This is a genomic window from Rudaea cellulosilytica DSM 22992, from assembly GCF_000378125.1.
GTDB classification, from domain to species: Bacteria; Pseudomonadota; Gammaproteobacteria; order Xanthomonadales; family Rhodanobacteraceae; genus Rudaea; species Rudaea cellulosilytica.
In genome coordinates, this window is sequence record NZ_KB899241.1 from 132,493 (window position 1) to 151,116 (window position 18,624).

Here is an 18,624-nt window from a genome sequence, read left to right on the forward strand (position 1 = left end):
GGAGCGAATCCGACTAGCGGCGCGGATTTCCGGCTAATCGGCTGGACTCACCCAAGACTAGGCTATTAGTATCTGACCCCGAAACGCAATTTGGGGATGGCGCGTGAGCAAGAATCGTGGATTCACCCTGATCGAACTGGTAATCGTCGTTGCGATCGTGGCGATTCTAGCGGCAATCGCGTTGCCAAGCTTCTTATCACAGATTCGCAAATCGCGCCGCAGTGAAGCCCAGGGCGCAATGCAATCGGCGGCGCTTGGAGAGGAGCGGGTACGCGCTGACTGCACGACCTATGTCAATGCTTCGGTAGCCGCGGATTGGACCACCGCCCCCACTGGCTGCGCCTCGACAGTAACGCTTGGCGGCAACCCTTATACATCGGCGTATTACACCTTAACCATAACCGGAAGCAGCGGTACCGCATATACAGTCAACGCCACCGCCATCGCCGGCAAGAGCCAAGTAAACGACACGGCTTATGGTACGCCCTGCAGCACGCTTACATACGCCTACTCCGCCGGCGTAATCACCAAGACTCCTACTGATTGCTGGGCAAAATAGGTCGTGCCGGAGCCAGATGCAAAAGCCTCAGCCAACCATTACAACACGTAGTTCTTTCGGCAACGCAAACGTCACATTCTCCGGATCACCGGCCAGCTCGCCGACCTGCGCGCCCTCGCCGCCCCACTCGCGCAACCGCGCGACAACGCCCTGAACCAGGCTTTCCGGCGCCGACGCACCTGCGGTGACGCCAACGTGTGATTTGCCGACCAGCCACGCGCGGTCGATGTCGTCGGCGCCGTCGATCAGGTGAGCCGGGACGCCCTGCTTCTGCGCGAGTTCGCGCAGGCGGTTGGAGTTGGAGCTGTTCGGCGAGCCGACGACGAGGACTAGGTCACATTGCTGGCCGAGCTTGCGCACGGCGTCCTGGCGGTTCTGGGTGGCATAGCAGATGTCGTCGTGCTTCGGGCCTATGACGGCCGGAAAATGCGCACGCAGGGCTTCGATCACGGCCTTGGTGTCGTCGACCGACAATGTGGTCTGCGTCACATAGGCGATCTGTTCGGGATTCTTCGGCTTGAGCTTCGCCACGTCTTCGGGCGTCTCGACGAGATGGATTTCGCCGCTCGCGCCAGCCTTGTCCCACTGGCCGAGCGTGCCTTCGACCTCGGGGTGGCCGGCGTGGCCGATCAGCACGACGTCGAAACCCGACTTCGCGTAGCGCGCCACCTCGATGTGCACCTTGGTCACGAGCGGACAGGTCGCATCGAACACGCGCAGGTCGCGCACCGCCGCTTCCGCACGTACCTTTTGCGAAACGCCGTGCGCGCTGAAGATCACCGTGGCGCCGTCGGGCACTTCGGAAATTTCGTCGACGAAGATCGCGCCGCGCGCGCGCAGGCCGTCGACGACGAATTTGTTGTGCACGACTTCATGGCGCACGTAGATCGGCGCACCGAACGATTCGAGCGCACGCTCGACGATCTCGATCGCGCGGTCGACGCCGGCGCAGAATCCGCGGGGGTTGGCGAGAAGGATTTGCATGCCAGGGATTTTAACGCGGATAGCCGCGTCAAGATGTTTTTTGCCCCTTCGCGAACAGGCCGAACCAGATCAGCAAGACCGCGCCGACCGTTATCGCCGAGTCGGCGACGTTGAACGCGGGGAAATGCGCCTCGCCCCAGTACACGTCGATGAAGTCGGTGACCTGGCCGAAGCGCAGGCGGTCGATCAGATTGCCGAGTGCCCCGCCTATGACGAGCGACAGCGGCAATGCGTTGTGCCAATCGCTCCGCGGAATCGTCGCAAGCCAGCGCACGAGCGCTGCGCTGACGACGATCGCCAGACCGCTGAACAACCAACGCTGCCATCCCGGCCCGATGTCGAGAAAACTGAAAGCCGCCCCGGTATTGAATGCCAACGTCCAGTTGAGCAGGCCCGGAATGACTTGGTGCGGCTGATAAGGCGGCAACATTGCCAGTACGACGGCCTTGGCCGCCTGGTCGAGCACAATCACCACCAAGGAAAGCACCAGCCAGGCCAATGCGCTGGTCTTCCACGACTCGGGTTTGTCCATCAGAAATACCGCCGTTGCTCGCCCGGACCGTCCGGCAGGTTGGAGACGCAGCGGCCGCAGATTTCCGGGTGTTCGGGGTAGATGCCGACGTCAGGACGGCGGTGCCAGCAGCGGATGCACTTTTGTCCATCGGCGACACTAGCCGAAATCCATGAGGCGCCATCGCCCACTTCCACCTTCACCGCGTTCGCCGGCAGATTCTTGTCGTCGGCGAGATGCAGACCGGAGGTGATGAAGAAGAAACGCAGCTCGTCCGCGACCGGCGCGAGGCGCGCATGCAGCGTTGCATCCGCATGCAGCGCGATATCGGCTTCGAGTGCCGCGCCGATCTCGCCTGCATTGCGCATGCCTTCGAGCAGCTTTGCCGCGGCCGCGCGAATCGTGAGCAGGTCATTCCAGAATGTGCGCTGCTCGGGCTTGCCCTGCGTTGCCACGAGGCCATCGTAGAACGTCTCGAACAGCACCGAGGCATCGCGCTTGCCTGGGATCAACGGCCAGATTTCCTCGGCCGTGAACGACAGGATCGGCGCCAGCCAGCGCACCATCGCCTCGACGATGCGGTACATCGCGCTCTGCGCGCTGCGCCGGCCATGGCTGTTGGCCTGCATCGTGTACAGGCGGTCCTTGGTGATGTCGAGATAAAGCGAGCCCATCTCGTTGGTGCAGAAATTCAGCACGCGCTGCACGACCTCGGGGAAGTCGTAACGCGCGTAGGCGGCGATCACGGCCTGCTGCGTGTCGTAGGCTTGCTGCACGGCCCACTGGTCGAGCAAGAGGCTGTCTTCGACTTTGACCAAGTCCTGCGCCGGATCGAAACCATGCAGGTTGCCGAGCAGGAAGCGCGCGGTGTTGCGAATACGGCGATACGCATCGGCGACGCGTTTGAGGATTTCGTCCGACAGCGCCATCTCGTTGCGGTAGTCGGCCGAGGCGATCCACAGGCGCAGGATGTCGGCGCCGTAGTTCTTCATCACGTCCTGCGGTTCGATGCCGTTGCCGAGCGACTTCGACATCTTGCGGCCCTGCGCATCGACGGTAAATCCGTGCGTGAGCACTTCGTCGTACGGCGCCTTGCCATGCATCGCGACCGAGGTCAGCAGCGAGGAATGGAACCAACCGCGGTGCTGATCGGAACCTTCGAGGTACATGACCTTGTCGCCGGGTTTGCGCGCGAGTTCGGCGCGCTGGTCGAGCACGCAGTAGTGCGTCGTGCCCGAGTCGAACCAGACGTCGAGGATATCGGTGACCTTGTCGTAGTGATCGGCCTCATCGCCGAGCAGTTCGCGCGCATCGAGCGCGTACCACGCATCGGCACCGGCCTGCTCGACGCGCTGCGCGACCTGCTCCATCAGCTCGACGCTGCGCGGATGCGGCTCGCCCGTGGACTTGTGGATGAACAGCGCGATCGGCACGCCCCAGGTGCGCTGACGCGAGATGCACCAGTCCGGACGCCCCGCGATCATGCCGTAGATGCGTTCCTCGCCCCAGGCCGGATACCAGTCGACGTCATCGCGAATTGCCTTGAGCGCGCCGGCGCGAAGACCTGCCGTCTCCATACCGATGAACCACTGCGGCGTCGCGCGGAACACGACCGGCGTGCGGTGACGCCAGCAATGCGGGTAGCTGTGCGTGATCTTCTCGGCGGCAAGCAGCACACCGCGCTCGCGCAGCAGGTCGACGATGGCGTCATTCGCCTTCCAGATGAATTGTCCGGCGAACAATTCCGTGTCCGGCGTGTAGACACCGTTCGGACCAAGCGGATTGACGCCGGCGATGCCGTACTCGCGCGCGACGACGAAGTCTTCCATGCCGTGGCTCGGCGCGGTGTGCACGGCGCCGGTGCCGTCTTCGGTGGTGACGTGGTCGCCGTTGATGACCGGGATTTCGCGCTTGTAGAACGGATGCTGCAGCTTGGTCAGGTCGAGCCCTGCGCCCTTGATGTGGCCGAGGGCGACGGGATTCTCGAGGCCGTAGCGCTTGGCGATTTTTTCCAGCAGCAGTTCCGCAACAACGAGCAGCACGCGCTTGCCGCTGCGCGCCGGCCCTTCGATCAGCACGTAATCGATATCGGGACCGAGCGTGACCGCCACGCTGGCCGGCAGCGTCCACGGCGTCGTCGTCCAGATCGGCACCGCGACGATATCGCCATCGCTAACGGTCACGCCGAATTTGGCCGCGAGCGCCTTCGGATCAAGCGCGTCATACGGCACGTCGATCGCCCACGATTGCTTGTCCTGATATTCGATTTCGGCTTCGGCGAGCGCCGAGCCGCAATCGAAGCACCAGTACACCGGCTTTTCGCCGCGCACGAGATGGCCGTTCGCGATCACCTTCGCCAGCGCGCGAATTTCGTCGGCTTCGAACTTGAAGGCCAGGGTCTCGTACGGACGGCTCCAGTCGCCGAGCACGCCGAGGCGCTTGAAGTCGGTGCGCTGCAGATCGATCTGCTTGGTCGCGTATTCGCGACAGAGCTTGCGGAATTCGGCCGCATCGACCTTGACGCCGACCTTGCCGACCTTCTTCTCGACCGCGACTTCGATCGGCAGGCCATGGCAATCCCAGCCCGGAACGTAGGGCGAACGCAGGCCCGCGACGAGCTTGGACTTGACCACGATGTCCTTGAGGATCTTGTTGACCGCGTGGCCGAGGTGGATCGCGCCGTTCGCATACGGCGGGCCGTCATGCAGAATGAAAGCGTGCTCGCGACCGGCCGTGCGGATCTGGATCTCGTTGTAGCGGTCGACCTTCTCCCATTCGGCAAGCATCGCCGGCTCGCGCCGGGCGAGGTCGGCCTTCATCGCGAAATCGGTCTGCGGCAGGTTGATCGTGGATTTGTAGTCGATGCTCACTTCTTCGCTCCAGTCGCCGCCGTCGTGCGGCAACTTCTTTATTTGTTTCGTGTTCCGGGACGGAACAGACTATTGTCATCTTGTTTCGAGGCGAAACAAGCTATCTATCTATCCTGCTCCGGGGCGAAGCAGGATGTCGCGCGCCTGTTCGGCGTCGCGGTCGATCTGCCTCACCATCGCGTCGAGGTCGCTGAACTTTTCCTCGTCGCGCAATTTTTCCACAAATTCCACTTGTATACGACGACCATACAGGTCGCCGTCGAAATCGAACACATGCGCCTCGAGCAGCGGCTCCTTGCCGTTGACCGTGGGTCGCACGCCAAGGCTCGCCACGCCGGGGCGCACCGAATCATCGATGCCGTGCACGCGCACGGCAAAGATGCCGTCGACTGGCGACGTGCGCGAACCGAGGCGCACATTCGCGGTCGGATAGCCGAGCTTGCGCCCCAGCTGCTGGCCGCGTACGACATGACCGCCGATCGCGAACGGCCGACCGAGCCAGCGCGCCGCGAGTGCGAAACTGCCGCCGGCGAGCGCCTCGCGGATCGCCGAACTCGAAATACGTTCGCCTTCGACCACGACCGGCTCGAGTGCCTGCGCAGTGAAACCGTGTTCGCGGCCGAGACGCTGGAGCAGATCGACGTCGCCACCGCGCGCATGGCCGAAACGAAAACCTTCGCCGACCCAGACTTCGCGTGCGTTGAGCCGCCTGACCAGCACCCGCTCGACGAAATCCTGCGCACTCATCGCCGCAAGCGCGGCGTTGAAGCGCAGCAACAGCGCCCGATCGACCTGCGCCTCGCGGAACTGCTCGATCTTCTCGCGCACATTGCTCAGCCGTGCCACCGCTCGTCCATGCGCGAAGAACTCGCGCGGCAATGGCTCGAAACTGACGACGATCGCATCAAGGTTCAACTCGCGCGCCCGTCCGCGCACGCGCGCGAGCACGGCGCGATGACCCAAATGGACGCCATCGAACGCACCGATGCAGACGACACTGCCTCGCGCGGCGACCGGATCGCCGGCGATGTCCCGGAACAACATACGCATCGCGCGATTATAGCGGCGCTCTTTTGAGAAGTGCGGCCAAGGATGGCCGCTTTTTGACTTTGGCGATCAGGGATGAGCACGCGAATCGCGGCTCCTGCCGGTCAATGCGCGCGCAAATCGCGCAGACGCAGGCCGCCAGCATAGAGAACAGTCACGTAGATGCCACCCGCCGCAATGATGATGGCGCCGAGATGCCAGGCGCGCTGGACCACGCTCACCGAACTCCACTCGGGCCAGATCAGCAATCCTGCGACGATAACGCCCACCATCAGTCCGCAGGCAACGGCAAGGCGCAATAGATGCCTGCCCCAGCCAGGCTCACGCTGGTAGATCGCCTCGCGCTGGAGCGCGCGCCACAGCAGCAGCAGGTTCAGATAGCTCGCCAGGCTGCTCGCGACCGCGACCGCCATGTGCAGCCCGCGTACGTTGGCAATACGCGTGAGCAGGCCCTCGCCGGGCGTCTCGACCCCGCGCCAGAGCAGATACAGCGCACCTACCAGCAACACGTTGAGCACCATGTTCGCGACCATTGCGGCGATGCCGGCGCGCACGGGCGTCTTCGTGTCCTGGCGCGCGTAGAACGCCGGTACCAGCACCTTGACCAGCGCGAACGCAGGCAGGCCGAAACTCAGCGCAGACAGACTCAGCGCGACCATGTCGGCGTCGCCCGCGGTGAATGCGCCGTGCTGGAACAGCGTCGCGACGATCGGCTTGCCGAGCAGGACCAGGCCGAGCATCGCCGGAATCGCGATCAGCAAGGTCGTGCGCAGGCCCCAGTCGAGCGCGCGCGAGAAACCAGCATGGTCGGTGTTGACGTGATGGCGCGACAGGCTCGGCAGGATCACCGTGCCGAGCGCGACGCCGAAGATGCCGAGCGGCAACTCCAACAAACGGTCGCCCTGCTGCAGCCAGGTCTGCGAACCTGTGATCAGCAGCGAGGCGATCACCGTGTCGAGCAGGAGGTTCACCTGCGCGACCGACGAGCCGAACAGGGTCGGGATCATCAGGCGCATGATCCGGCGCACCTCGGGATGCCCCCAGCCCCAGCTCGGCCACGCCAGCAGATCGAGCCGGCGCAGCGCGGGAAACTGGAACAGCAGCTGCAGGATGCCAGCGAGGAAGATCGACCAGGCCAGCGCCTTGATTGGCACGTCGAAATAGCGCCGCCACCACAACGCGCCGGCGATCATGCACAGGTTCAAGATCACCGGCGTCAGCGCCGGCAAAGCAAAGCGATGGAAACTGTTGAGCACGCCGCCGGCGAGCGCAGTCAGCGAAACGAACAGCAGGAATGGGAAGGTAATGCGCAGCAGATCGGAGGTCAGGCGCGCCTTCTCCGGCGTGTCGAGCGCGCCGAACGAGAACAGCCCCGCCACCTGGTCCGAACCGAGGATACCCAATGCGGTGACCAGTAGCAGCACGCCGCCAAGCGTGCCGCTGGTCTTTGCAACGAGCGCCTTCAACTCGGCGTGCGAGCGCCTTTCCTTGACCTCGGTGAATACCGGCACGAAGGCCGTGCTGAACGAACCTTCGGCGAACAGGCGGCGCAAGAAATTCGGGATGCGGAAGGCTACCCAGAACGCGTCCGTCATCCAGCTCACGCCGAACGCGGCGTTGATCGACTGATCGCGCACGAGGCCCAAAATGCGCGAAATGAAGGTCATCGCGCTGAACGAGAACATCGAGCGCAGCAGGCTGGGGGTTTTCATGCCGCGGCCCGATTCCTGTCCTGGTTGACGCAACGCCTCGCAACACTTACAATTTTGGCCCTTTTTACGCCCCCGATTTTCATCCTTTTTTCTGGAGTCATCCTTTGGCCAATATCAAATCCGCGAAGAAGCGTGCGCGCCAGGCTGTCAAGCGCAACGCCCGCAATTCCAGCGCGCGTTCCGCGCTGCGCACCGCCGTGAAGAAGGTCGTCAACGCGATCGCAGCGAAAGACAAGACGGCCGCCGAGGCCGCCTACAAGACCGCCGAACCGATCCTCGATCGCGAGTCGAGCCGCGGCCTGATCCACAAGAACAAGGCTGCCCGTCACAAGAGCCGCTTGAGTGCGCATATCAAGGCGCTGGCGTAAGCCAAGCCTAAACAGATTGCCAAAAAGGCCGGCGCATGCCGGCCTTTTTGTTTTTCCGATTCTCCGTGTGTCCACAGGGAAATCGACGCGGAAACGCACGGACTTCACGCGTCCTCGCTCCGCGACTCCTCCGCTGCCTCGGCGCGCAGCCGGTCGAAGAAGTCCTGGATCTTCAGCGCCACTTCCCACGTGCCCTCGCGTGCGATCGCCGAGACGAGGAACCACGGCTGCTTCCACTTGAGCCTTTTCACCAGTGCCTTGGCGAGCTTCTGGCGCTCGTCCTCGGGCACGAGGTCGGCCTTGTTGAATACGAGCCAGCGCGGACGCTCGAGCAACTCCGCGTCGAATTTCTCCAGCTCCGCCTCGATCGCGCGCACCTGCTCGACCGGGTCGGTCTCGTCATCGAGCGGCGCGACATCGACCAAGTGCAGCAACAACCGCGTGCGCGAGACATGCTTGAGGAACTGGATGCCAAGCCCGGCGCCGTCCGCCGCACCCTCGATCAGGCCCGGGATATCGGCGATGACGAAGCTCTGGTCGGTGCCGATGCGCACGACGCCGAGATGCGGTTGCAAGGTCGTGAACGGGTAATCGGCGACGCGCGGCGTTGCGGCCGAAACGGCGCGAATGAAAGTCGACTTGCCTGCGTTCGGAAAGCCGAGCAGACCGACGTCGGCGAGCACCTTCAGCTCGAGGCGCAGTTCGCGCGTCTCGCCTTCGGTGCCCGGCGTGGCCTTGCGCGGCGCACGGTTGGTCGAGCTCTTGAAATTGACGTTGCCAGCGCCGCCGCGGCCACCTTGGGCAACCTTGATGACCTGGCCGTGATGGGTCAGGTCGCCGATCGTTTCGTCGGTATCGACGTTGATCACGGAAGTGCCGACCGGCACGCGGATGACCTTGTCCTCGCCGGCCTTGCCGGCCATCTGCCGGCCCATGCCGTTCTCGCCGCGCTGCGCACGGAACACGCGGTCATGGCGGAAATCGACCAGGGTGTTGAGACCTTCGTCGGCGACGACAAACACGCTGCCGCCCTCGCCGCCGTTGCCGCCGTCAGGGCCGCCGAACGGAATGAATTTTTCGCGCCGGAAACTCACGCAGCCGCTGCCGCCGCTGCCGGCGTGGACGGTGATTTCGGCTTCGTCGACGAATTTCATTGGATGGCGAGGGACTGTGCGAGGGAAAAGCAAGTATAGAACGCCGCCATTCCCATGTTTCTGACGGGAACGAACAGCAGAAGCTACAGAAAAACAAAGCCCCGCTCGAGGCGGGGCTCTGTCGAATTGCTGGCGCGCGAGGTTTAGCCTGCGACCACGCTGACCGTGCGACGCTGCTTGGCGCCCTTGACCGCGAAATCGACCTTGCCGTCGACCAGCGCGAACAGCGTGTGATCGCGACCAATGCCGACGCCGGTACCCGGATGGAACTGGGTGCCGCGCTGACGCACGATGATGTTGCCGGCTTCGACGGCCTGTCCGCCGTAGATCTTCACGCCGAGGTATTTCGGGTTCGAGTCGCGGCCGTTACGGGTACTGCCGCCTGCCTTTTTATGTGCCATGACTGATTGCTCCTCTTAGCCCGAAATGCCGGTGATTTCGATTTCGGTGAAATGCTGCCGGTGACCCATCTGCTTCATGTGGTGCTTGCGGCGGCGGAACTTGATGATGCGGATCTTGTCGAGACGGCCGTGCGCGACGACCTTGGCTGCGACCGAGGCACCGCTGACGGTCGGCGCGCCGACCTTGATGCCGTCGCCCGAACCGAGCAGCAGGACCTGGTCGAAATTGACCGCGGCGCCGACGTCGGCTTCGAGTTTTTCTACGCGCAGGGTTTCCCCCTGCGCGACGCGGTATTGCTTACCGCCGGTGACGATGACTGCGTACATTGGGCATTCCTCTGTAGTTATTTTGGCTTCTGCCGTACAAAGACAGCCGCGAAATATAACCTTTTCAGGGGATTACCGTCAACCGGCGGCTCGTCTAACCGCCAATCCCGGCCTCAAAGTGTAGCGAGCGAAGGCAGTTCGCGGGCGCGCGGAGCGCAGGAACCGCAGTGTACAGTCGAGTACATGAGGATTCCGAGCACCGTACGCACGCGAAATGCCGAGCGCAGTAGCTTTGAGGGCGGGATTTATTCGACCTCGAGCTCGATGCCGCCAACCACCCCGGCCACAAGGTTGTAGACGAACGCGCCGATCGCCCCGCCGATGAAGCCGAAGATGCCGTAAAGAATCGGCAAGAAGATGACTGCACCGATGCCGCCGATCATGCCGGCTGCCCCCGCGCCGCCGCCCATCTTGGCGAACATCGAGCCGAACACGAGGAAGAACAACCCGGCGAGCAGCCCGAATGCCGCCATGAGGGCGCCCTGGAAGATCGCGAGCTTGAGTACGTTGATGCGTTTGATGACCATGTCTTTTCCCCGAAAAATGAATGGATGCGCAACAGCGTCGCAACCTTAGCGCCGAACCCTTTCGCACGCAATCGCAAGCCTGCTGACACGCCCTGTCAGCAGCGCTCCGGCCGCGCCGCCTTGAATTGCAGCGATGCTGGCACCATGCCTCTTGCCCGCGAACGTCTCGCCAGTCGAGACGACGTTGCGTTGAAATCGTCCGTGCCGCGACTTGACCGGCGCGTTATAGTACTCAGTCGTTCTGAACCCCCACGAGCCATGGACACGATCTGCATCCGCGGCGCACGCACGCACAACCTCAAGAACATCGATCTCGACCTGCCGCGCGACAGCCTGATCGTGATCACCGGCCTGTCGGGCTCGGGCAAATCCTCGCTCGCCTTCGACACCATCTACGCCGAAGGCCAGCGCCGTTATGTCGAATCGCTGTCGGCGTACGCACGCCAATTTCTTTCAGTGATGGAGAAGCCCGACGTCGACCACATCGAGGGCTTGTCACCGGCGATCTCGATCGAGCAGAAGTCGACGTCGCACAATCCGCGCTCGACGGTAGGCACGATCACCGAGATCTACGATTACCTGCGCCTGCTGTTCGCGCGCGTCGGCACCCCGCGCTGTCCGGACCACGGCATCCCGCTCGAAGCGCAGATCGTGAGCCAGATGGTCGACGCCACGCTGGCGATGAATCCCGAGCGCCGCTACATGCTGCTCGCGCCGATCGTGCGCGAGCGCAAGGGCGAGCATCTGCAGGTATTCGAACAATTGCGCGCGCAGGGCTTCGTGCGTGCACGCGTCGACGGCGTGCTGCACGAACTCGACGCGGTGCCCGCGTTGGCGTTGCGCCAGAAGCATACGATCGAAGCGGTGATCGACCGCTTCCGCCCGAGCGAGGAGATCAAGCAGCGCCTCGCCGAATCGTTCGAAACGGCGTTGCGCCTCGGCGACGGCATCGTGCTCGTGGTCGATCTCGACGACGAGAAGGCCAGCCCGACGATCTTCTCCTCACGTTATTCCTGCCCGGTTTGCGACTACTCGCTGCCCGAGCTCGAGCCGCGCCTGTTCTCGTTCAACTCGCCGGTCGGCGCGTGCCCGAGTTGCGACGGCCTCGGCGTGACCCAGGTGTTCGATCCCGCGCGCGTCGTCGTGCACCCGAACCTGTCGCTCGCCGCCGGTGCCGTGCGCGGCTGGGACCGGCGCAACATGTACTACTTCCAGATGATCATGTCGCTGGCTCGACACTACGGCTTCGACATCGACTCAGCATGGGAAACGCTGCCCGAAAACATCCGCAAGGCCGTGCTGTTCGGCTCGGGCGAAGAGCAGATCACGTTCCGCTATCTGACCGAAACCGGCGGTGCGGTGACGCGCAAGCACAAGTTCGAAGGCATCGTGCCGAACCTCGAGCGGCGCTACAAGGAAACCGAGTCGCCCGCCGTGCGCGAGGAACTGGCCAAGTTCATCAGCGAACGCCCCTGCCCCGACTGCCAAGGCCAACGCCTCAACCGCAGCGCGCGCAATGTGTTCGTCGGCGACAGCAACCTGCCCGCGCTGACCGCGCTGCCGATCGACCAGTCGCAAGCGTTCTTCGACGTGCTCAAGCTCGCCGGCTGGCGCGGCGAGATCGCGGCGAAGATCGTCAAGGAGATCCGCGAGCGCCTGAAATTCCTCGTCGACGTCGGTCTTGACTATCTGACGCTCGACCGCCAGGCCGATTCGCTCTCTGGCGGCGAAGCGCAGCGCATCCGTCTCGCCTCGCAGATCGGCGCGGGCCTCGTCGGCGTTATGTACGTGCTCGACGAGCCCTCGATCGGCCTGCACCAGCGCGACAACGAGCGCCTGCTCGGCACATTGACGCGGCTGCGCGACCTCGGCAACACGGTCATCGTCGTCGAACATGACGAGGACGCGATCCGCATCGCCGACCACATCGTCGACATCGGCCCCGGCGCGGGCGTGCACGGCGGCGAAATCGTCGCGCAAGGCAAGCTCAAGGACGTGCTCGAAGCGAAGCGCTCGCTGACCGGGCAGTACCTTTCCGGCAAGCGCGGCATCGAGGTGCCGAAGAAGCGCCATGAGTTCGATCCGCAGGTCGTGCTGCACATCAAGGGCGCGTCGGGCAACAACCTCAAGAATGTCGACCTGGAAATTCCAGCGGGCTTGTTCGTCTGCGTCACCGGCGTCTCCGGCTCGGGCAAGTCCACGCTGATCAACGACACGCTGTTCCGCCACACCGCGGCCGAGCTCAACGGCGCGAACGAGAAGCCGGCACCGTTCGAGAAGGTCGAGGGCTTGGAACTGTTCGACAAGGTCGTCGACATCGACCAGTCGCCGATCGGGCGCACACCGCGCTCGAATCCCGCGACCTACACCGGCCTGTTCACGCCACTGCGCGAGCTGTATTCGCAAGTCCCGGAAGCGAGAGCACGTGGCTACCAGCCGGGGCGCTTCTCGTTCAACGTCAAGGGCGGCCGCTGCGAAGCCTGCGAAGGCGACGGCATGATCAAGGTCGAGATGCACTTTCTGCCCGACGTCTACGTGCCCTGCGACGTCTGCCACGGCAAGCGCTACAACCGCGAGACACTCGAGATCCACTACAAAGGCTACACGATTTCCGACGTGCTCGACATGACGGTCGAGGACGCGCTCAAGTTGTTCGAGCCCGTGCCGGCGCTTGCGCGCAAGCTCGAAACACTGATGGACGTGGGCTTGTCGTACATCAAGCTCGGCCAGAGCGCGACGACACTATCGGGTGGCGAGGCGCAACGCGTAAAGCTGTCGCGCGAACTGTCCAAGCGCGACACCGGGCGCACGCTCTACATCCTCGACGAGCCGACCACCGGCCTGCACTTCCACGACATCGAACAGTTGCTCAAGGTACTGCATCGCCTGCGCGATGACGGCAACACCGTGGTCGTGATCGAACATAACCTCGACGTGATCAAGACCGCCGACTGGGTGATCGATCTCGGCCCCGAAGGCGGGCATCGCGGCGGCCAGATCATCGCGACCGGCACACCGGAGGATATCGCCAGGAACGAAGCGTCACACACGGGTCGGTTCCTTGCGCGCGTACTAGGCAGCGGCAACAAGAAGAGGAAGGCCGCATGAACGAGGCGACGAAACCCGCCTTGCGCAAGATCGCCGAAGTCACGATTGCCCTGCGCTGGGGCGACCAGGACGCGTTCGGCCACGTCAACAACGCGATGTACCTGCGCTATCTCGAGGACGCACGCGTGCGCTGGCTGGCCGACCTCGTCGACGATTGGGATCGCGGCAACGGCAGCAAGCCGATCATGGCCGCCGTGCAGGCCAACTACCGCCGCCCGCTGACCTGGCCCGGCGAGATCGTCGTGCAGTTGTTCTGCGAGAGGCTCGGCAACAGTTCGGTTACGATCGCGCACCGCATCGTCGATGCCCGGGACGCGTCCGTGCTCCACATGGACGGCAATGTGGTCATGGTCTGGATCGATCCGGCAACGGGTAAATCGACAGCGTTGCCTGAAGCGATCCGCGCCGCCTGCGCGTAGTGCTTCCCTTCCCCCCGCTGGAGGAAGGAAGAAAAATCTACGGTGCCGTGTCGCGCACGACGAAATTGGCCGTGGTGCCCTCGCCCGGCTTCGCGGCAATGTGGATTTTTATACTTCCCCCCGATTTTGGCTCGCCCTTCGGCCGCATCAGCATCAGATGCTTGCCGCCGGGCGCGAGAACGACGCTCGCTCCCGCTGCGATTTCGATCGAGCCGAGCGCGTTCATCCGCGCAACGCCGTCGATCTCGATACTTTCGTGCAGCGACACATCGCCGAACGCCTCGCTGTCCGCACCGATCACCGTCAGTGGCGCATCGCCGGTGTTGCGCAGCGTGGCATAGCCCGCCAGCATCATCGCCCCCGGCGGCGCGGTGCGAATCCACGCACCGGTCACTTCGAGGCGCCCCGCTGCCGACGCGGCCTCGATCGATGCCAGCGCGAGCACCATCAGCGTGATCAATCGACGCATCGGAAACATTCCTTGCGGGGTTTCTCGCTATGATAGCCCGCGTGACCTTCACTGCACGGACCGCGACCATGCGCCGCACGATATTCGCCGTTTCCCTGGCCGCCGGAATCGCCGCCACGGCCAGCGCGCAAGCGCCTTCGTCACGCTACGCGCTGTCGATCTACAGCGCGCAGGCGAACAACGGCGACGGGCTGTTCGAAACCGCCACCGAGGCTAGCGCGGACAATGTCGGCGGCTACGCCGTCGTGCGCGACCGGCGCCAGTTCAATTTCAATCCCGGCAACAACGCCATCGAAGTGCGCGAGGTGGCACGCTGGCTCGACCCCTCGGCGCTCAGCGCACGTTTTGTCGAACCCGGCGATGCGACGATCGTCAGTCAGCGTTTCGACGACCAGACGTTGTCGTTCGACGCGCTCGTCCAGCGTCAGATCGGCCATCCGGTCGAGATCGCCGGCAACGGTGCAAATCCCGTGGCGGCGGCAATCAGCGGCACGCTGCTGTCGAACAACGGCGGCCTCACCGTGCAACTGGCCGACGGTCGCGTGACCACGGTGACCGACTACAGCCGCGTGACCTTCCCCGACCTGCCCAAAGGCATGTCGGCCACACCGGCGCTGCATCTCGACGTCAACGCGAAGCAAGGTGGCCCGCGCGGTATCGAACTCGTCTATCCGACCCAGGGTCTGGCTTGGCGCGCCGAGTATTCGGGCTGGATCGGCGCAGGCAGCGACTGCAAGCTGACCTTGTCCGGCTGGGCGCTGATCGCCAACCGCAGCGGCGCGAGCTATCGCGGCGCCCAGGTCAAGCTGATCGCCGGCTCACCGAACCGGGTCGCGCAGCAGAGCGGGCCGCGCCCGGTGATGATGGCGAAAGCAGGTGCCGCCGCACCTGTCGCGGCCGAAAGCGGCACGGTCGGCGACTACCACGAGTACACGATCGACACGCCGCTCGACCTCGTCGACAACGGCCTGCAGCGCGTCGCCCTCTTTCCCGACACGCCGCTCGCATGCCAGCGCCAATACCTGTTCGAAGCGACGCATTTCCGCGCGAATCCCGGCATGGCGCCGATTACCGAACGCAGTTACGGTGCAAGCGGCACGCAGCCGGTACGCTCGACGCTCGCATTCCGCATCGATCGCGCGATGCCGGCCGGACGCGTGCGCATGCTGCAGGCGGCCAACGACGGCGCGCCCGAATTCGTCGGCGAAGACCAGATCGGTCATACACCGAAGAACGAGCCGCTCGCATTGCAACTCGGCGACGCCTTCGACCTGCGTGGCGAACGACGCCAGACCGACTTCGCGATCGACAAGAATCAGCGCAGCTTGAACGAGACGTTCGCGCTGCGCGTGAGCAACGCGGGCGACGCCAGCAGGATTGTTCTCGTGCGCGAACACCTGTATCGCTGGACGCAATGGAACATCACCCAGTCTTCGGCGAAATACGAGAAGAAGAATTCCGACACGGTCGAGTTCAAGCTCGACGTGCCCGCGAACGGCGAGGCGACGGTGACCTATACCGTGCAGTACCAGTGGACCGAATCATTCAAGTGACGCGCGAGGATGCGCATCGCTCCTGCATGGATGTGTCGGCAACACAGAACTCAAATTCGAAAACCGCATGCTCGAACAGCTCCGCCACGATGACATCCTCGAACTGCGCCTCGCGCGTCCGCCGGTCAACGCCTTCGACCTCGAACTGAGTCGCGCGTTGCGTGAAGCAATCGTCGCCGCGCCTGACGGCCGCGCGCGAGGCATCGTGCTGAGCGGTCGGCCAGGCATGTTCAGCGCCGGCCTCGACGTCGCCGCGGTGCTCGAACTCGACGCGGCCGGACGCATGGCCGAGCTGTGGCGCGAATACTCCACGCTGTGCCGCGCGATCGCCGCATCGAGCGTGCCGATCGTCGTCGCGATCGCCGGCCACGCGCCGGCCGGCGGCGCGGTCCTGGCAACGTTTTGCGACTATCGCGTGATGGCGCGCGGGGCATTCCGCATCGGCCTCAACGAAACCCAGGTCGGCCTGTCCGTGCCACCCGAAATCCAGACCGGGTTGCGCCGCCTGGTCGGCGCCTATCGCGCCGAGCGTCTGATGGTCGCGGGCGCCATGGTCGATCCGGACGAGGCGCTGCGCATCGGCTTCGTCGACGAACTGGCCGAAGCCGACGACGTGGCCCCGCGCGCGTTCGCCTGGCTGCGCGCTTTGCTCGCGTTGCCGCCACAGGCGATGGCCAAGACCCGCGCGATAGCGCGTGCGGACCTGGTGACCGCATTCGATGCCGCATACCGCAGCGACGTCGACGCCTTCGTGCGCGACTGGTTCGGCGACGAGTCGCGCACGACACTCAAGGCCGTGCTGGCAAAGTTGAAGTCGAAGTAGGCGCGACGAGCCGTCGGCCTATGCCGCACCGCGTTCAATCGGATTGGCAGGGTCGGAAATCCAACCGCTCCACGACGGCGCGTAGACGCGCGATCCATGCAGTCCCGCGATTTCGAACGCAAGCAGATTCTGGCAGGCGCTGACCCCGGAACCACAACTGTGGACCACCGTCGCGGGCGCATGCGCGCCGATCACGGCGAGCAATTCCTCGCGCAATTCCGCGGCCGGCTTGAAGCGGCCATCTGCGCTGAGGTTTTCGCTGAGAGGGCGATTCAGCGCGCCGGGGATATGGCCAGCGACCGGATCGATGGGCTCGACCTCGCCGCGGAAACGCGCCGCGGCGCGCGCGTCGAGGACCACGGCTGCCGCGCGTTCGCGCAGCGCGTGCAACTCGTCCGTGTATACAATTTCGTTCTTTGCAAATTCGACAGCGACCACGGTCGCCGTGCGCGGCGGCGTTGTCGCCTCGACCGGCAACCCGGCTCGCTGCCATGCTCCCCAACCACCATCGAGCACAGCGGCGTTGCGCGCGCCAACGAGGCGCAGCATCCACCACAGCCGTGCTGCAGCGAGCGCGCCGCCGGCATCGTCGTAGGCGACGACCTGTGTTTGCCGCGTCCAACCCCAGCGCGCGAGTACCGCGGAAAATGCCGTTGCATCGGGCAGCGGATGGCGGCCGAGGCCGGGCTTGGACAGATCGGAAAGGTCGCGATCGAGGTCCGCGTAGACGGCACCCACAACGTGCGCTTCGTTGTAATCGCGCTCGCCGCGGCCCGGATCGCGCGCGCCGGAAGATGGATTGGCCAGATCGAAGCGGCAGTCGACAACGAGCAGATCTGCGTCGCCGAGTCGCGCGGCGAGATCGGTGGCGGAAATCAGCGGCAAGCTATTCATGGCAAGGCAATCTCCAGGCGCTGCACGAAATTGAGCAGCATCGCCGCAGTCGCGCCCCAGATGCGCTGGCCGGCATACCAGAATTCGTGGATGTCGCGCTCCCTGCCCTGGTAGCTCATGCGCACGACATGCTTCTTCGACGGGTCGAGAAAATGTGCCAGCGGCACCTCGAACACTTCGGCGACCTCGCGCGGATTCGGCACGGCATGGTAGCCGGCATCGAGCCAGGCGACGACCGGCGTAATGCGGTAGCTCGAGATCGTTTCGAACGTGTCGAGATACCCGATCGGCTCGATCAGCCCGTGGTCGACGCCGATCTCTTCGTGGGTCTCGCGCAGCGCAGCGGCGATGGCATTCGCGTCGCCCGCATCGATCGCGCCGCCCGGGAAGCTGACCTGGCCCGCATGGTGATTCAAATCATCCGTGCGCCGGGTCAGCAGCACATTGAGGCCATCGTCGCGATTGATCAACGCGACCAGCACAGCGGCGGGACGGCGCACGCCGGCGCCGATCAGAAGACGCATGTCGTCGTGATTCCAGCCGTTCTCGGGCAACAGCGCGTCGAGCGGTCGCACGCCGCGCAGCACGCGTTCGCGCAAGTCGGCCGCGGCGAGAGCAGATATCACGCGGCAGGCCTCGCTTGCGCACGTTGCGGCAACACCTCGTCCATCAAGCGCGTGCGTTCCGCATCGTCCAGCGAACCCCAGCGCGCGATCTCGTCGATGTTGCGATGGCAGCCCTCGCAATGCCCGCTCGCATCGAGCACGCAAACGCCGATGCACGGCGTCAGGATCGCTTTCGGCGGCGGGCTTTTCCAGGAAAACATGCTCTGTATACGATGGCGTCGAATCCCTAAAACATCAACGCCGCGACGAGCGCGGCGTTGAGTTCTTGCGAT

General features: G+C 64.2%; 17 protein-coding genes and 1 pseudogene. 6 read left to right on the forward strand and 12 right to left on the reverse strand.

The window, feature by feature from the left end; translation table 11 throughout:
* Nucleotides 1-103: 103 nt before the first annotated feature.
* A complete protein-coding gene (locus F455_RS22325) occupies nucleotides 104-559 on the forward strand; it encodes a type IV pilin protein (RefSeq protein WP_083918740.1) in 456 nt (151 codons plus the stop codon).
* A 27-nt stretch (nucleotides 560-586) separates the two neighbouring features.
* On the opposite strand, the gene ispH is transcribed toward F455_RS22325, so the two are convergent.
* The 5 genes from ispH to murJ all read right to left on the reverse strand — a co-directional run bounded on the left by ispH (nucleotide 587) and on the right by murJ (nucleotide 7,683).
* Nucleotides 587-1,543 carry a 4-hydroxy-3-methylbut-2-enyl diphosphate reductase gene (gene ispH, locus F455_RS0100660; RefSeq protein ID WP_018971323.1) on the reverse strand — a complete coding sequence of 319 codons (957 nt, stop codon included), beginning with the start codon at nucleotides 1,541-1,543 and terminating at the stop codon, nucleotides 587-589.
* A gap of 28 nt (nucleotides 1,544-1,571) precedes the next feature.
* Nucleotides 1,572-2,075, reverse strand: a complete 504-nt coding sequence (lspA, locus tag F455_RS0100665) for a signal peptidase II (RefSeq protein WP_018971324.1) — start codon at nucleotides 2,073-2,075, stop codon at nucleotides 1,572-1,574.
* Nucleotides 2,075-4,873, reverse strand: coding sequence for an isoleucine--tRNA ligase (ileS, locus tag F455_RS0100670; protein ID WP_425413738.1), 2,799 nt, complete (start codon nucleotides 4,871-4,873; stop codon nucleotides 2,075-2,077). Before ileS ends, lspA begins: the two co-directional genes overlap by 1 nt.
* A gap of 159 nt (nucleotides 4,874-5,032) precedes the next feature.
* Nucleotides 5,033-5,974 carry a bifunctional riboflavin kinase/FAD synthetase gene (locus tag F455_RS0100675; RefSeq protein WP_026292929.1) on the reverse strand — a complete coding sequence of 314 codons (942 nt, stop codon included), beginning with the start codon at nucleotides 5,972-5,974 and terminating at the stop codon, nucleotides 5,033-5,035.
* Between the two features lie 101 nt (nucleotides 5,975-6,075).
* Nucleotides 6,076-7,683 carry a murein biosynthesis integral membrane protein MurJ gene (murJ, locus tag F455_RS0100680; RefSeq protein WP_018971327.1) on the reverse strand — a complete coding sequence of 536 codons (1,608 nt, stop codon included), beginning with the start codon at nucleotides 7,681-7,683 and terminating at the stop codon, nucleotides 6,076-6,078.
* A gap of 104 nt (nucleotides 7,684-7,787) precedes the next feature.
* Between murJ and rpsT the strand changes: the two genes are divergently transcribed.
* The gene (gene rpsT / locus F455_RS0100685; protein WP_018971328.1) at nucleotides 7,788-8,051 is read left to right on the forward strand and encodes a 30S ribosomal protein S20; all 264 of its coding nucleotides are present in this window, start codon (nucleotides 7,788-7,790) and stop codon (nucleotides 8,049-8,051) included.
* Between the two features lie 104 nt (nucleotides 8,052-8,155).
* On the opposite strand, the gene cgtA is transcribed toward rpsT, so the two are convergent.
* The 4 genes from cgtA to F455_RS0100705 all read right to left on the reverse strand — a co-directional run bounded on the left by cgtA (nucleotide 8,156) and on the right by F455_RS0100705 (nucleotide 10,460).
* Complete coding sequence (gene cgtA / locus F455_RS0100690; RefSeq protein WP_018971329.1) at nucleotides 8,156-9,205, reverse strand: Obg family GTPase CgtA; 1,050 nt, start codon at nucleotides 9,203-9,205, stop codon at nucleotides 8,156-8,158.
* A gap of 143 nt (nucleotides 9,206-9,348) precedes the next feature.
* The gene (gene rpmA / locus F455_RS0100695) at nucleotides 9,349-9,606 is read right to left on the reverse strand and encodes a 50S ribosomal protein L27 (protein WP_018971330.1); all 258 of its coding nucleotides are present in this window, start codon (nucleotides 9,604-9,606) and stop codon (nucleotides 9,349-9,351) included.
* A gap of 15 nt (nucleotides 9,607-9,621) precedes the next feature.
* A complete protein-coding gene (gene rplU / locus F455_RS0100700; RefSeq protein WP_018971331.1) occupies nucleotides 9,622-9,933 on the reverse strand; it encodes a 50S ribosomal protein L21 in 312 nt (103 codons plus the stop codon).
* Nucleotides 9,934-10,178: 245 nt separating this feature from the next.
* Complete coding sequence (locus F455_RS0100705) at nucleotides 10,179-10,460, reverse strand: hypothetical protein (protein ID WP_018971332.1); 282 nt, start codon at nucleotides 10,458-10,460, stop codon at nucleotides 10,179-10,181.
* A 258-nt stretch (nucleotides 10,461-10,718) separates the two neighbouring features.
* On the opposite strand from F455_RS0100705, the gene uvrA reads away from it, so the two are divergent.
* On the forward strand, nucleotides 10,719-13,568 hold the full coding sequence (gene uvrA / locus F455_RS19230; protein ID WP_018971333.1) for an excinuclease ABC subunit UvrA: 2,850 nt from the start codon (nucleotides 10,719-10,721) through the stop codon (nucleotides 13,566-13,568).
* Nucleotides 13,565-13,987, forward strand: a complete 423-nt coding sequence (locus F455_RS0100715; RefSeq protein ID WP_018971334.1) for an acyl-CoA thioesterase — start codon at nucleotides 13,565-13,567, stop codon at nucleotides 13,985-13,987. The genes uvrA and F455_RS0100715 overlap by 4 nt, the downstream gene beginning before the upstream one ends.
* A 37-nt stretch (nucleotides 13,988-14,024) precedes the next feature.
* Here the strand turns inward: F455_RS0100715 and F455_RS19235 are convergent, their stop codons facing one another.
* The gene (locus F455_RS19235) at nucleotides 14,025-14,456 is read right to left on the reverse strand and encodes a copper chaperone PCu(A)C (protein WP_169337268.1); all 432 of its coding nucleotides are present in this window, start codon (nucleotides 14,454-14,456) and stop codon (nucleotides 14,025-14,027) included.
* Between the two features lie 68 nt (nucleotides 14,457-14,524).
* Here F455_RS19235 and F455_RS21690 point away from each other — a divergent pair, with 68 nt between their 5' ends.
* Both F455_RS21690 and F455_RS0100730 read left to right on the forward strand, forming a co-directional pair.
* Nucleotides 14,525-16,009, forward strand: a complete 1,485-nt coding sequence (locus tag F455_RS21690) for a DUF4139 domain-containing protein (protein ID WP_157578359.1) — start codon at nucleotides 14,525-14,527, stop codon at nucleotides 16,007-16,009.
* Between the two features lie 67 nt (nucleotides 16,010-16,076).
* The gene (locus F455_RS0100730) at nucleotides 16,077-16,832 is read left to right on the forward strand and encodes an enoyl-CoA hydratase/isomerase family protein (protein WP_018971337.1); all 756 of its coding nucleotides are present in this window, start codon (nucleotides 16,077-16,079) and stop codon (nucleotides 16,830-16,832) included.
* Nucleotides 16,833-16,850: 18 nt separating this feature from the next.
* Here the strand turns inward: F455_RS0100730 and F455_RS0100735 are convergent, their stop codons facing one another.
* Nucleotides 16,851-17,726 (reverse strand): sulfurtransferase, encoded by an 876-nt coding sequence (locus F455_RS0100735; protein WP_018971338.1) that lies wholly within the window; start codon nucleotides 17,724-17,726, stop codon nucleotides 16,851-16,853.
* Nucleotides 17,723-18,552, reverse strand: a pseudogene (locus F455_RS21545) (CoA pyrophosphatase). Before F455_RS21545 ends, F455_RS0100735 begins: the two are co-directional and overlap by 4 nt.
* Nucleotides 18,553-18,624: the final 72 nt, after the last annotated feature.